The organism is Actinomycetota bacterium (genome assembly GCA_036280995.1).
Classification (GTDB): Bacteria; Actinomycetota; CALGFH01; order CALGFH01; family CALGFH01; genus CALGFH01.
Window position 1 is genome coordinate 18283 of record DASUPQ010000239.1, and the last position, 14277, is coordinate 32559.

11 protein-coding genes are annotated in these 14277 nt (G+C 75.8%); 9 read left to right on the forward strand and 2 right to left on the reverse strand.

Features of this window, described 5'->3' with window-relative positions; translation table 11 throughout:
- The first annotated feature begins 44 nt into the window (after positions 1-44).
- Both glgX and VF468_07770 read left to right on the forward strand, forming a co-directional pair.
- Positions 45-2180: a glycogen debranching protein GlgX gene (glgX, locus tag VF468_07765; protein HEX5878201.1), complete on the forward strand. Its 2136-nt coding sequence runs from the start codon at positions 45-47 to the stop codon at positions 2178-2180.
- Complete coding sequence (locus VF468_07770; protein HEX5878202.1) at positions 2177-3145, forward strand: hypothetical protein; 969 nt, start codon at positions 2177-2179, stop codon at positions 3143-3145. Before glgX ends, VF468_07770 begins: the two co-directional genes overlap by 4 nt.
- On the opposite strand, the gene VF468_07775 is transcribed toward VF468_07770, so the two are convergent.
- Complete coding sequence (locus VF468_07775) at positions 3133-4521, reverse strand: amidase family protein (protein HEX5878203.1); 1389 nt, start codon at positions 4519-4521, stop codon at positions 3133-3135. The genes VF468_07770 and VF468_07775 overlap by 13 nt on opposite strands.
- A 27-nt stretch (positions 4522-4548) precedes the next feature.
- On the opposite strand from VF468_07775, the gene treY reads away from it, so the two are divergent.
- From treY to VF468_07790, 3 genes are all read left to right on the forward strand, one after another.
- Positions 4549-6756, forward strand: coding sequence for a malto-oligosyltrehalose synthase (gene treY, locus VF468_07780; protein HEX5878204.1), 2208 nt, complete (start codon positions 4549-4551; stop codon positions 6754-6756).
- An 89-nt stretch (positions 6757-6845) separates the two neighbouring features.
- Positions 6846-7418, forward strand: a complete 573-nt coding sequence (locus VF468_07785) for a hypothetical protein (GenBank protein HEX5878205.1) — start codon at positions 6846-6848, stop codon at positions 7416-7418.
- The gene (locus VF468_07790) at positions 7390-7761 is read left to right on the forward strand and encodes a hypothetical protein (protein ID HEX5878206.1); all 372 of its coding nucleotides are present in this window, start codon (positions 7390-7392) and stop codon (positions 7759-7761) included. The genes VF468_07785 and VF468_07790 overlap by 29 nt, the downstream gene beginning before the upstream one ends.
- A 19-nt stretch (positions 7762-7780) precedes the next feature.
- Here the strand turns inward: VF468_07790 and glgP are convergent, their stop codons facing one another.
- Positions 7781-10315 carry an alpha-glucan family phosphorylase gene (gene glgP / locus VF468_07795; GenBank protein HEX5878207.1) on the reverse strand — a complete coding sequence of 845 codons (2535 nt, stop codon included), beginning with the start codon at positions 10313-10315 and terminating at the stop codon, positions 7781-7783.
- A 137-nt stretch (positions 10316-10452) separates the two neighbouring features.
- On the opposite strand from glgP, the gene VF468_07800 reads away from it, so the two are divergent.
- From VF468_07800 to VF468_07815, 4 genes are all read left to right on the forward strand, one after another.
- Positions 10453-11004: a sigma-70 family RNA polymerase sigma factor gene (locus VF468_07800; protein HEX5878208.1), complete on the forward strand. Its 552-nt coding sequence runs from the start codon at positions 10453-10455 to the stop codon at positions 11002-11004.
- Positions 11001-11840, forward strand: coding sequence for a hypothetical protein (locus tag VF468_07805; GenBank protein HEX5878209.1), 840 nt, complete (start codon positions 11001-11003; stop codon positions 11838-11840). The genes VF468_07800 and VF468_07805 overlap by 4 nt, the downstream gene beginning before the upstream one ends.
- Positions 11833-13257 carry a protein kinase gene (locus VF468_07810; GenBank protein HEX5878210.1) on the forward strand — a complete coding sequence of 475 codons (1425 nt, stop codon included), beginning with the start codon at positions 11833-11835 and terminating at the stop codon, positions 13255-13257. The genes VF468_07805 and VF468_07810 overlap by 8 nt, the downstream gene beginning before the upstream one ends.
- A gap of 175 nt (positions 13258-13432) precedes the next feature.
- Positions 13433-14277: hypothetical protein (locus tag VF468_07815; GenBank protein ID HEX5878211.1), on the forward strand; the 845-nt coding region annotated here is incomplete at its 3' end.

The window sequence follows — 14277 nt, forward strand, 5'->3', positions numbered from 1 at the left end:
AGGTTACGGCACACTGACCCGACCATGACCACCTGCGGCGGGCGATGACGGCCGCTCCAGAGCCCGTGTGGCCGGGGCAGCCCCGTCCGCTGGGCGCGACCTGGGACGGCGAGGGCACCAACTTCGCCGTCTTCGCCGAGGGGGCCGACGCCGTCGACCTGGCCCTGTTCGACCAGACCGGGGTCGAGCGGCGCCTGCGCCTGCCCGAGGTCACCGCCCACACCTGGCACGGCTACGTGCCCGAGGTCGGCCCCGGCCAGCGCTACGGCTTCCGGGTCCACGGCGCCTACGACCCGGAGCGGGGGGAGCGCCGCAACCCGGACAAGCTGCTGCTCGACCCCTACGCCCGGGCCATCGAGGGGGTGGTCGACTGGGACGACTCGGTGTTCGGCTACCGGGTCGGCGGCGACGACCTGCACCGCGACGAGCGCGACAGCAGCCCGCACGTGCCCAGGTCGGTGGTGGTCCACGACCCGTTCCCATGGGGGGACGACCGCCGCCCAGGAGTGCCCTGGGCGGACACGATCATCTACGAGGCCCACGTCCGCGGGTTCACCATGCGCCACCCCGATGTCCCACCGCACCAGCGCGGGAGCTACGCCGCCATGGGCTCGGAGCCGGTCGTCGCCCACCTCCAGCGTCTCGGGGTGACGACCCTGGAGCTGCTCCCGGTCCACCAGTTCGTGTCCGAGCACCACCTGGTCAGCATGGGGCTGACCAACTACTGGGGCTACAACTCGATCGGCTTCTTCGCCCCCGAGGCCCGCTACTCGTCCACCGGCACCCGCGGCCAGCAGGTGAGCGAGTTCAAGGCGATGGTCCGCAACCTGCACGCGGCCGGGATCGAGGTGATCCTCGACGTCGTCTACAACCACACCGCCGAGGGCAACCACATGGGCCCGACGCTGTCGTTCCGGGGCCTGGACAACACCTCCTACTACCGGACGGTCGACTCCAACCGGCGCTTCTACATGGACTACACCGGCACCGGCAACACCCTGAATGCCCGCCACCCGCAGGTGCTGGCCCTGATCATGGACTCGCTGCGCTACTGGGTCGAGGAGATGCACGTCGACGGGTTCCGCTTCGACCTGGCCAGCGCCCTGGCCCGCAGCTTCCACGAGGTCGACCGCCTGTCGGCCTTCTTCGACCTGATCCACCAGGACCCGGTGGTGAGCCGGGTCAAGCTGATCGCCGAGCCCTGGGACGTGGGCGAGGGCGGCTACCAGGTGGGCAACTTCCCGGTGCTGTGGACCGAGTGGAACGGCCGCTACCGCGACACCATGCGCGACTTCTGGCGCGGCGCCCGCACCGGGGTGGCCGACATCGCCTACCGGCTCACCGGCTCCAGCGACCTGTACCAGTCCGACGGCCGCCGGCCGTACGCCAGCATCAACTTCGTCACCTGCCACGACGGGTTCACCCTGCACGACCTGGTCAGCTACAACGACAAGCACAACGAGGCCAACGGCGAGGGCAACCGGGACGGCACCAGCGACAACCGCTCCTGGAACTGCGGCGAGGAGGGCCCGGCCGACGACCTGGAGGTCCGGCACCTGCGCGAGCGCCAGAAGCGGAACCTCCTGGCCAGCCTGCTGCTGTCGGCCGGGGTGCCGATGCTGCTGGCCGGCGACGAGCTCGGCCGCACCCAGCAGGGCAACAACAACGCCTACTGCCAGGACAACGAGATCTCCTGGGTCGACTGGGAGCTGGGCCAGGACCAGGAGGCGCTGGTCGAGTTCACCCGGGCGGTGATCGCCCTGCGCCGCGACCACCCGGTGTTCCGGCGGCGCAAGTTCTTCCAGGGCCAGGCCATCCACGGCTCGGGGGTCAAGGACATCGGCTGGTTCACCCCCGACGGGCACGAGATGGACGAGACCCACTGGCGGGCCCCGGACATCTCCACCCTGGGGGTGTTCCTGAACGGCGAGGAGCTGCCCGACCTGGGACCGCGCGGCCAGCGGATGGTCGACGCCAGCTACCTGCTGCTGCTCAACGGCGGCACCGAGCCGGCCCTGTTCACCCTGCCCGGCGACCCCTGGGCCAAGGAGTACGAGCTGGTCGCCGACACCGGCCTGGCCTACGTCCGCCCGTCGGGGGCCGACGCCCCCACCTACCTGGCCGGCGAGGAATTGAGCATGACGTCGCGGAGCCTGGCCGTGCTGCGCAGGCGGGCATGAGGCGCCTGGCCGTCCTGCTCCTCCTGGCCGCCGTGGCCGCCGGCTGCGGCGGGGGCGGGGCGCCGCCGACCACCCCGACCCTCCCCACCCCCTCGACCACTGCCGGCGGCGGAGGGCGGGACGCCGGCGTCCAGGTCCAGGAGCGGGGCTTCGCGGCCGGCGGCGGGTCGGGGATCGTCGCCTCCGAGCGCTACCCCGGAGTGCTCTGGGCCATCCGGGACCGGGGCGGCCAGGACCGGCCGGGCAGGCCCCAGAACGCCCTGTACGCCTACAAGGTGACCGACGGGAAGGTCGGCACCCTGTCCGGCGCGAGCTTCAAGGCCGTCCCCATGCCCGTGGAGGCCCGCGACTGGGAGGACATCGGCCGGGACAGCGAGGGCAACCTGTGGGTCGCCGACATCGGCGACAACGAGTGCGACCGCACCGACACCGCCCTGCTGAAGGTCCGCGAGCCCGACCCGAGGCAGACCAATCCGGCCCAGGTGCTGGCCACCTACCGCTACCGGTTCCCCGACCCGCCGGCCGGCTGCGCGGGCCGCAACGCCGAGGCGATGTTCCTGGTCGACGACGTCCCCTACCTGATCGACAAGGCCGAGCAGTCGACCCTGTACCGGTTCCCGGAGCTGGACCCGGCGGGCGCCGTGACCCTGGAGAAGGTCGGCGTCCTGGCCGGCCGGGTGGCCAACCTGTCCGGCGCCGACCTGTCCGCCGACCGCGGCCGCCTGGCCGTCGACACCCACACCACCCTGTACGTCTACCAGGCCACGGACCCGTCCCTGGACGGCCCGGCGCTGGTCGCCGACCTGATCAGCCGCCCCCCGGCCTGGACGGTCCAGCTCGCCGGGGAGGGCGCCGGAGTGACCAACGTCGAGGGCGTCGCCTTCACCTGGGACAGCCACGACCTCAACCTGCTGGCCGAGAACCGCCACGTCTACTTCGTCCCCGCCGGCGCCTACGAGCGCTGAGGGGGTGCCGGGACCGCCGGCAGCGGGGCGTGGCGGGGCCAGGGGCGGAGCGTCTCGAGCTGGCGGGCCAGCGACAGCAGCAGCGCCTCGCCGCCGGGGGCGGCGGCCAGCTGGACCCCGAGGGGCAGGCCCTCGGCGGAGGCGCCGGCCGGGACCGAGGCGGCCGGGAAGCCGACCAGGTTGAACGGCGGGGGGAACGGCATGTACCCGGTCAGGCCGAGCAGGGTCCGGCTCCAGCCCTTGCCCGCGTAGGCGCCGACCCGCAGCGGGGGCGCGGCCAGGGTCGGGCTGAGCAGCACGTCGTGGTCGTCGAACCAGGACCGGAAGCGGGCCAGGACGCGCGCCGGAGGGCCGTCCGGCACCGGCCGGGCCCGGCGCAGCAGCCGGCCGGCGCGGGCCTCGGTCCGGGTGCGCGGCTCCAGGGCCGCCGGGTCCAGGGGGCCGGCGTCCTCGGCGATGCCGAGGAAGAACCGGTGCAGGAACGGCCCGGCGTCGCCGTTGCGCCACGGCGGGTCGGCGGTCACGACCTGGTGGCCGGCCTCGCCCAGCGCCTCGGCGGTGGCGCCCAGGGCGGCCCGCACCTGCGGGTCGACCTTGACCCCGACCGCCGGCGGCCGGGCGGTGACGCCGACCCGCAGGGCCCGACCGGGCGGCGCCACCGCCCGGTAGGCGTCGGTGCCGGCGAGCACGTCCAGCACCAGCCCGAGGTCGGCCACGGTGGTGGCCAGCGGCCCGAACTCGGCCATCCCGCACATGGCCGAGACGCCGGAGGCGGGGAACGGCACCACGCCGGGGCCGGGCTTGAGGCCGACCAGCCCGCAGTTGGAGGCGGGCATGCGGATCGAGCCGCCGCCGTCGGTGGCCAGGGCGACCGGGACCATGGCCGCGGCCACCGCGGCCGCGCTGCCGCCCGAGGAGCCGCCGGGGGTGTGGTCCAGGCTCCAGGGGTTGCGCGACACCCCGAAGGCCGCGCTCTCGGTGAACGGCCACAGGCACAGCTCGGGCACGCTGGTCTTGCCGACCAGCAGGGCTCCGGCCGCCCGCAGGCGCCGGACCAGCTCGGCGTCGGCCGCGGCCGGCGCGGGGCTGGTCGCCGCCGAGCCGACGCGGGTCGGCGACCCGGCCAGGTCGACGTTGTCCTTGACCGCCACCGGAACCCCGGCCAGCGGCAGCTCGCCCAGGTCGTCCCGGCCCCCCAGGGCCCGCGCCTCGGCCCGGACCTCGTCCGTCCTGACCAGCCGGAACGCCCCCAGCCGGGGGTCGAGGGCGTCGATCCGCTCCAGGTGCTCCTCCAGCACCTCGGCCGGCGTCACCCGCCCCGCCCGGACCGCCGCGGCGATGCCCACCGCGGTCTCACCCACGTAGCGACCGGCCATGGCGACCTCCCGTAGGCTGTCTCGTCGATGGCAGGCTACCAATCCACCTACCGGGTGCAGCTGTCGGGGGCATTCCCGTTCGCGGCCGCCCGGGCGGTCGTGCCCTACCTGGCCGACCTGGGCGTGTCCCACCTCTACACCTCGCCGATCCTGCGGGCCCGGAGCGGCTCGACCCACGGCTACGACGTCGTCGACCCGACCCAGGTCAGCCCCGAGCTGGGCGGCGAGGCCGGCCTGCGCGAGCTCGTGGCCGCCCTCCGGGACCACGGCATGGGCCTGGTCGTCGACCTGGTCCCCAACCACATGACCACCTCGGACGAGAACCCCTGGTGGGTCGAGACCCTGGCCGGCGGCCCGGCCGCCGCGGCCGCCCGGGTGTTCGACATCGACTGGCAGGCCGGTGGCGGCAAGGTCCGGCTGCCGGTCCTCGGCGCCCCCCTCGACCAGGTCGCCGGCCAGGTCCGGGTCGAGGGCGGCTGGGTCGTCTACCACGAGCACCGCTTCCCGCTGGCCCCCGGCACCGACCGGCTGGAGCAGCAGCACTACGAGCTGGTCGAGTGGCGCCGGGCCGCCGTCGACCTCAACTACCGCCGCTTCTTCACCGTCAACGAGCTGATCGGGGTCCGCCAGGAGGACCCGGAGGTGTACCGGCTGACCCATGCCACCGTCCTCCGGCTGGTCGCCGAGGGCCTGGTCGACGGGGTCCGGGTCGACCACATCGACGGGCTGGCCGACCCGGCCGCCTACCTGCGCCGGCTGGCCGCCGAGGTGCCGTTCGTGGTCGTGGAGAAGATCCTCGAGGACGGCGAGGACCTGCCGCCGGCGTGGCCGGTCGCCGGTACCACCGGGTACGAGTTCCTGGCCGTGGCCGACGGGGTGCTGGTCGACCAGGCGGCCGCCGGAGCGTTCGCCGACGGCTACCGGCGCCTCACCGGTGCCGACCCCGACCCGGCGGCCGTCGCCCTGGCCTGCAAGCGGGAGCGGCTGGAGCGCGACTTCGGCGGCGAGGTCGCCGGGGTGGCCCGGCACCTGCCCGGCGACCAGGCGGCCAGCCGGGCCGCCGTGGTCGAGCTGGCCGCCCGCCTGCCCGTCTACCGGACCTACGTCACCGACGTCGTCTCCGGCACCGACCGGGCGCTGGTGATCTCGTCGGCCCAGGCGGCCCGGCCGGCCCTTGACCCGGCCGGGGCATCGGCCCTGGACCGGCTGGTCGCCGCCCTGCTGCTGGAGGACCCGGCGCCCGAGGCGGTCCGCCGCTTCCAGCAGCTCACCGGGCCGGCCATGGCCAAGGGGGTCGAGGACAGCGCCCTGTACCGCGACACCCGCCTGGTCGCCCGCAACGAGGTCGGCGGCAACCTGGGCCGCTTCGGCCGCCCGGTGGCCGAGCTGCACCAGGCCAACGCCGAGCGCGAGGCCCGCTGGCCCCGCTGCCTGCTCGCCACCTCGACCCACGACACCAAGCGGGGCGAGGACGTCCGCGCCCGCCTGGCCGTGCTCAGCGAGTGCCCGGCCCGCTGGTGGCCCCTGGCCGCCCGCTGGACGGCCCGCCTGGGCGCCGGGGTCGACCCGGCCGACGCCCTGCTGCTCTGGCAGACCATGGCCGGGGCGTGGCCGCTGGAGCAGGAGCGGTGCCTCGCCTACCTGGAGAAGGCCATCCGCGAGGCCGGGCTCCACACCACCTGGACCGACCCCGACCCGGCCTACGAGCGGGCCGTGGCCGACCTGGTCGGCCGCGCCTACGCCGACGCGGCCTTCCTGGCCGACCTGGAGGCGCTGGTCGCCGAGATCGCCCCCGCCGGCCGGGTCAAGGCGGCCGGCCTGGCCCTCCTCCGCCTGACCAGCCCCGGCGTCCCCGACACCTACCAGGGCACCGAGACCGAGCAGCTGGTCCTGGTCGACCCCGACAACCGCCGCCCCGCCCCCTTCACCCCCGACGACTCCCTCAAGTTCCGGGTCACCCGCACCGCCCTCCGCCTGCGCCGCGGCCACCCGGACCTGTTCGCCGGCTACCGCCCGGTCGACGCCCCCGGCCACCTGGTCGCCTTCACCCGCGGCGACGACCGCCTGGCCGTGGTCGTCACCCGCCTCCGGACCGGGGGCGAGCCCGCCGGCCCGGTCGACCTCCCGCCAGGCCCCTGGCGCGACCTGCTGTCGGGTGCCACCCACCCCGGCGGCCCCACCCCGGCCGGCCGGCTCCTCGGCGACCTGCCCCACGCCCTCCTGGTCCGCGCCTAACCGGCCACGACCGCGCAGGACACCAGTCACCCGTCGGCGGAGTCCACGACCGGTTCGCCGTTGTCGGCCTGGTCTGGTAGAGCTTGGGCATGACGACCTTCGAGCTGGTGCCGGCCGGGCCGTTCTCGCTGGAGGCGGGGGCGGCGTTCCTGGAGGGGTTCTCGCCGGCCGCGTACCGGGGGGCGGGGGCCGGGCACCTGCACCTGGCGTTCGTGCCGGACGGGGAGGAGGCGGCGGGCGGGGTGTGCCTGCGGCAGCCGGACGGGGTGGTCGTGGGGGAGGTGTTCGGGGATGCCGACCCCGGGGCCGTGCGGGAGCAGGTGGCGCGGATCCTGTCGCTGGACGTGGACGGGAGCGGGTTCCCGGCGGTGGGGCGGCGCGACCCCGTGGTCGGCCGGCTGCAGGGGCGCTGGCCGGGGCTGCGGCCGGTGGGGTTCTGCTCGCCGTACGAGGCGGCCGCGTGGGCGCTGATCGGGCACCGGATCCAGATCGTGCAGGCGGCCAGGATCAAGGAGCGGATGGCGGCCGCGCTGGGCCAGGCGGTCGACATCCACGGCGACGTGCGCCATGCCTTTCCCGGGCCGGGGCGGCTGGCCGGCCTCGAAGGGTTCCCGGGGGCTGTTCGAGGGCAAGGTGGCCAACCTCCGCGCCCTGGCCGTTGAGGCGATGGACGGCCGCCTCGACGGAGCCTGGCTGCGCCAGCTCCCACGCGACCAGGCCCTCAAGGAGCTGAAGCAGCTCCAGGGGATCGGCGACTTCTCGGCCGAGCTGGTGCTGCTCCGCGGGGCCGGCGACCCCGACCACCTGCCCCTGCACGAGCCCCGCCTGTGCCGCGGGGCGGCCATCGCCTATGGCCTGGACGAGCCGCCCGGCCGCGAGTGGCTGGAGGAGCGCGCCCAGGCCTGGCGTCCCTACCGGACCTGGGTCGTGCTCCTGCTCCGGGTCCTGCTCGAGGCCGAGACGGGCGAGACCGGCGGCACCCGCGACGTCGGCGGGCGCCGCTGACCCGCGGCCGCCGCCCCGGTCAGGCCCAGGCGACCAGGCCGAGCTCGGAGGCGGAGGCCAGGCCGACGTGGCGGGGGACGACCCGGACGGTGTAGCCGAAGGCGCCCGGGGTGGCCAGGGGGACCTCGCCCTCGAACGCCCAGCCGTCGGTGGTGCGCTCGCCGTCCTGCTTGAGGGTGGTCAGCGCGACCTCGGGGAGCTCGTCGGCGTCGTCGACCCGCCCGTAGGCGACCTGGACCTCGACCTCGTCCGGGTCGAGGTCGCCCAGCTCGACGAAGGCCCTGACGGTGAACCTGGCCCCGAGCAGGCGCTCCTTGACGCCGTTCTCGACCCGGCGCACGGACACCCCCGGCCACGCCGCCGCGGCCCGGCGCTTCCACTCGGCGAGCTCCTTGGAGGCGGCGAAGTCGTCGCCGGCCAGGCGCCGCGAGGTCGTGGCCGCGGGCAGGTAGTAGCCCTCGGTGTAGTCGCGGACCATGCGGCTGGCCAGGATGGCCGGTCCCAGCGAGACCAGGTTGTGCTTGATCATCGAGATCCAGCCCCTGGGCAGGCCGTCCGGCCGGTCGTAGAACAGCGGCAGGACCTCGTGCTCCAGCAGGTCGTAGATGGACGCCGCCTCCAGCTGGTCGCGGCGGTCGGGCTCGATGGTCGGGTCGTCGGCCGAGGGGATGGCCCAGCCGTTGTGGCCGTCGTACAGCTCGTCCCACCAGCCGTCGCGGATCGACAGGTTGAGGCAGCCGTTGAGGGCCGCCTTCATGCCGCTGGTCCCGCAGGCCTCGTACGGCCGCAGCGGGTTGTTGAGCCAGACGTCGGACCCGGCGACCAGTGTCCTGGCCATGGCCATGTCGTAGTCGGGCAGGAACGCGACCCGGTGCCGGACCTTGGCCTGGGCGGCGAAGCGGGCGAAGTCGGCGATCAGCGACTTGCCGCCCTCGTCGGCCGGGTGGGCCTTGCCGGCGATCAGCAGCTGGATCGGCCGCTCCTCGTCCAGCAGCAGCCGGGTCAGCCGCTCCTCGTCCTCCAGCAGCAGGGTGAGCCGCTTGTAGGAGGGCACGCGGCGGGCGAAGCCGACGGTCAGCACCTCCGGGTCGAAGGCCCGGTCGATCCAGCCGAGCTGGCCCTCGCTGGACCCTCGGGCCAGCCAGGCCCGCTTCAGCCGGGCCCGGACGTCGTCGACCAGCCGCTCGCGGGCGATCCGCCGCACCCGCCAGATGTCCTCGTCGGGGGTGTCGGCCAGCGGCGCCCAGGCGGCGCCCGAGACGCGGAAGTCGGCCCCGAGGCGGCGCTCGAACAGCTCGCTGAACTCGCGGTTGATCCAGGTGCCGGCGTGGACGCCGTTGGTGACGTGCCCGATCGGCACCTCGGCCTGCTCGAAGCCGGACCACAGGCCGCGGAACATGCCCCGCGACACCTGGCCGTGGAGGCGGCTGACCCCGTTGGCCCGCTGGGCCAGGCGCAGGCCCATGATGGCCATGTTGAACATCGAGTGGTCGCCGTCGGGCTCGGCCCCGAGCTCGACGATCTGGTCGACCCCGATGCCGGTCTCGACCCCGTGCCCGCCGAAGTAGCGCTCGATGAAGGACCGCGGGAAGCGGTCGATGCCGGCCGAGACCGGCGTGTGGGTGGTGAAGATGGTGCCGGCCCTGACCGTCTCGATTGCGGTGGCGGCGTCCAGGCCCTGCTCCTGGATGAGGCGGCGGATGCGCTCCAGGCCGAGGAACCCGGCGTGGCCCTCGTTGGTGTGGAACACCTCGGGCTCGATTCCGAGGGCGTGGAGGGCGCGGACCCCGCCGATGCCGAGCAGGATCTCCTGGCGCAGCCGGTGCTCGCCCCCGCCGCCGTAGAGGCGGTCGGTGACCGCCCGCTCGGCCGGGCCGTTCTCGTCCACGTCGGAGTCCAGCAGCAGCAGCGGCGCCCGGCCGACCTCGGCCCGCCAGATCTGGGCGTGGAGCACGCCGTCGGGCAGGCGAACCGAGACCAGCAGCGGCTTGCCGCCGCCGTCGCGGACCAGCTCGAAGGGGAGCTCGTGGGGGTTGAAGGCCGGGTAGGACTCCTGCTGGCGGCCGTCGGCCGTCAGCGACTGGCGGAAGTAGCCCGAGCGGTAGAACAGGCCGACCCCGACCACGGGGACGCCCAGGTCGCTGGCCGCCTTGAGGTGGTCGCCGGCGAGCACGCCGAGGCCGCCGGAGTACTGGGGCAGGACCTCGCTGACGCCGAACTCGGGCGAGAAGTAGGCGATGCGGGAGGGGGCGTTGGCCAGGGTCTGGTACCAGCGGGGCTCGTCCAGGTAGGTCTCGAGGTCCTCGAGCAGGGCCTGCTGGCGGGCGAGGAAGTCGCGGTCGGCGGCGGCCTGCTCGAGGACGTGGGCGTCGGTCTCGTTCAGCATGCGCAGCGGGTTGTGCCCGGAGGCCTCCCAGCCGGCGGGGTCGATGGCGCGGAACAGCTCCTGGGTGGCCGGGTGCCAGCTCCAGCGGAGGTTGTGGGCGAGGACGCGGAGGGGGGTGAGGGCGTCAGGCACGGTGGGCAGCACCGTGAATCGGTGTAGAGGTCTCATGATTGAACGATCATACAAGCGCTGCCTGCCGGCGCAGGTCGGCGTCCACACCGATCAGGGCGCGCTGTCACAACGGCGCCATAACAGCCCGCAGAATCGGGTGGTAACGAACCGCCGCCAGCAGCGATGAAGGGGGGATGGCCGAGCTGACCGAGGTCGACGTGGAGGCGATGGTCCGGGACGCCCGGGCCGGGGACGCCCATGCGCTCGGGCGGCTCTACGACACCTACCGCGACCGGGTCGCCCGGTTCGCGACCGGCAGGCTCGGCGACGCGGAGAAGGCGGAGGACGTGACCAGCGAGACGTTCGAGGCGGTGCTGCGCAACCTCGGCTCCTACCGGGCCGGCACCGACTTCGAGGCGTGGCTGTTCACGATCGCCCACCGCCGGGTCGCCGATCACTTCCGGCGCCGGTCGCGGCGGCGCGAGGTCGTGCTGGACGAGGCCGTCCAGCCGGCCGTCGGCGGGCCCGAGGAGGCCGTGCTGGCCGCCGAGCGTCGGGCCGAGGTCGCCTGGGCGTTCCGGCGGCTCCGGGCCGACCAGCAGGAGGTCCTGGCCCTGCGGGTGCTCGGCGGCCTGTCGGCGGTCCAGGTCGGCGAGGTGCTCGGCAAGTCGGAGGGCGCGGTGCGGGTCGCCCAGCACCGGGCGCTGCGCTCGCTGCGGGAGGCGATGGGGGTGACGGCACCGTGACGGAGCCCCGCGGGAACGGGCCGATGGACGGCGACGACGACCTGGCCGCCCTGGCCGGGCTCGACCTGGCCCTCGACGAGCTGGCCGCCGGACACGACCTCCCGGCCGGCGAGGTCGCCGGCAATGCCGCCGACCTGGCCGCCCTGGCCGCCGACCTGCGCGCGGCCATGCCGGCCCCGCCGCCCGAGGCGGCCGAGCGCGGCCGGGCCGCGTTCCTGGCCGCGGCGGCCGGCGGCCGGCCCCGGGGCAGGGTCTGGCGGCGCTCGCTGCCGCTGCGGCTGGCCGCCGTGGCCGCCGCCCTGGTCGTGCTCGTGGCCCTGCCGGCGGCGGCCAGGCAGGCCGACCCGGGAACGGCCCTGTGGCCGGTCCGGTCGGTGGGCCAGCAGGTCCGCGACCGCCTGACCGACGACCCGGTCGACCGGGCCCGCCTGCGCCTGAACACGGCCGCGGACTACCTCGCGGCCGCCGAAGGCGCCGGCGAGGAGGGCCGCGAGGACATGGCCGACGCGGCCGAGGAGAAGATCGAGGCCGCCGTCGAGGCCCTCAAGGACCTCTCCGGCCCGCAGGTGGCGGCCGTGCGGGCGCGGGCCACCCAGCTCGAGGCCCAGGTCGAGAAGCTGGAGCGCCAGAAGGACGCCGACGACCGCTCCGGGTCGGGCGGGGAGACCGAGCCGGGCGACGACCGCTCCGGCCCCGGCGGCGACGACGACCGCTCAGACGACGACCCGGCCGACGACGACAACTCCGGGCCCGGCGGCGACGACGACGGTGGGTCGGGCAAGGGGTCCTCGGGCTCCGGATCGGGGTCCCAGCGGTCGGGGTCCGACGATGGCTGAGCGGGCCGGGGCGGTGGACGGCCGCTGCCTCGGGGGCCGCTACCGGATCGGGGCGCTGCTGGCCGCCGGCGGGATGGGGGAGGTGTGGGCCGCCCGCGACCTGCTGCTGGACCGGGCGGTGGCCGTCAAGGTGCTCGGCGGGGCCCTGGCCGGCGACGGCCGGGCCGCCGAGCGGCTGCGCCGGGAGGCTCGGGCGGCCGGCCGGCTGGACCACCCGAACATCGCCCGGGTCCTCGACCTGGGCGAGCACGACGGGCGCCCCTACCTGGTCATGGACCTGCTCGAGGGCGAGAGCCTGGCCGCCCGACTCGACCGCGCCGGGCCCATGGCCCCGGCGGAGGCGGTCCGGGTCGTGGCCGCCGCCGCCGACGCCCTCGAGGCGGCCCACCGCGCCGGGGTCGTCCACCGCGACGTCAAGCCGGGCAACGTGTTCCTGACCTCCGACGGCGAGGTCAAGGTCCTCGACTTCGGCATCGCCTGGTGTGCCCATGAGGCCACCCTCACCACCGGCGACCTGCTCGGCACCGCCGCCTACCTGGCCCCCGAACGCGTCCTCGGCCACCAGGCGACCCCGGCCGCCGACATCTACTCCCTCGGCGTGGTCCTCTACGAGCTGCTGGCCGGCCGCCGCCCGTTCGAGGCCGCCTCCGACATCGCCCTGGCCATGGCCCACGTGAACGCCGAGCCCCCACCCCTCGCCCGGGTCGCCCCCTCGGCCCCGGCCCCCCTGGCCGCCGCCGCCGCCCACGCCATGGCCAAGGACCCGTCGGCCCGCCCCCCGTCGGCCGCCGCCTTCGCCCTCCTCCTGCACTCCCCGGACCCCGCCCGCGGGGGCTGTGGACAACCGGGCGCATCCGATTCGCCTCTGGCCTACGCTCCCCCACCGGGGGACCCGGCGCGGCACCGCCGGGTCCCCGGCCGCCCGGGCACGACCCACCCGCTGCCGGTGGGCGCTCCGGGTACGACGCGGCCGGTCCCGCCTGCCGCTGGCGCGACCCGGCGGCTTCCCGGGGCCAGGGCGGGCCTGTCGCCTCCTGCCGGGCGTCAGCGGCGGCGGGCCCGTCCTCGCCGGCGTGGTCTGCTGGTGGCCCTGCTGCTGGCCGGAGCGGTGCTGGCCGTGCTGCCGGCCCTGGCGGGCGGGCTGCACGACTGGGTGGGGGAGCGGGTCGAGCCGCCGTTCGCCGTCGTCGACCCCGGCGCCGCGATCCCGGTCGCGGAGGCGCCCCAGCCATCCGGTGCCGGGGCCACGACCGACCCTGGCCCGCCGGCCGCCGGGCCGGCCGGGCCGGCCGGGGAGGTCGCCGCCGGCGACCCACCCGACCGCGGCGACGACCGCGACCGGGACGCCTCCGGCGGCTCCGGCCGGTCAGGCGGGGACGACGACTCCGGCGGGGGAGGATCGAGCGGCCCCGGCTGAGCCCGCTCGCCCGGCCAAGCCCGTCGGCGCCGCCCGAGGCGGTCCGGCCGTGGCGGATCTCGCGTTCCTGAGCCCGGCCCCTCGACCTCCCGAATCCCGTTGGCACCCGGCCGGGAGGGTCGAACATGGGCGGGACTGCCCGATAAGGCTCCCTGCGGGATTCGGGGAGGTTGCGGTGCGAGCGACCCTGGCCGGCATGATCTGTCTGGCCCTGGCCGCCTGCACCGGCGGAGGCGGCGAACCCGGGGAGCCCGACCAGCCGGCCGCGCCGGCGCTGACGTTGACCGTCCTCAGCATCCCTCTGGACTGCCAGGCGGTGCCCGGCGTGCCGGATGGCTGTCGGGTCGGCGGGAGCGGCATGGCCGCCCGGCTCGGGAAGGTCCGCGTCTATGCCAGCGTCCGGCTCGGCGGGCCGCGGCCGGGTGGCTGCCGGGAGGCGACCGCCACCGGCTCGATCAGCGGCGCGGCCTGGTCGGCGCCGTTCGCCGGGGGCGGCGAATGGTGCGGGCAGCGGGCGCGGTTCACCTACCGGCTCGACGGGCCCAGGGGCGGGGAGGGGCGCCTCGAGTACCGGCACGAGCCGCCGGCGGCCCCGACCGCGACCTTCAGCGGGGCCCTGCCGGCGCCACCGGCGGCCAGGGCCGGGCGGGCGGCCAGCGACCCGGCCCGCCGCATCGACAGCCCCGGCTGCGGAAAGCGCCCGCCGGTGCGTCCGGGCCGGTCGGGAGACCTGGAGGTCGAGGCCGACCCGGAGGTGTCCGCCGGCGCCTCCCGCCGCGGCTACCGGGTGCATGTGCCGGCCGGCTACCGGCCCGGACGGGCGGTCCCGGCCGTGCTGCTGCTCCACGGCAACGGGGGCGGCGCCGCCGACCTCGACGACGTCTCCGGCCTGTCCGAGCTGGCCGACCGCCGCGGCTTCCTGGCCGTCTACCCCCAGGGGCTGTCGGTCGGCGCCGGCCGGCCGTTCTGGGCCGCCGCCGGCCGGGTCGAGGGCGGGGTCGACGACCTGCGCTTCACGGC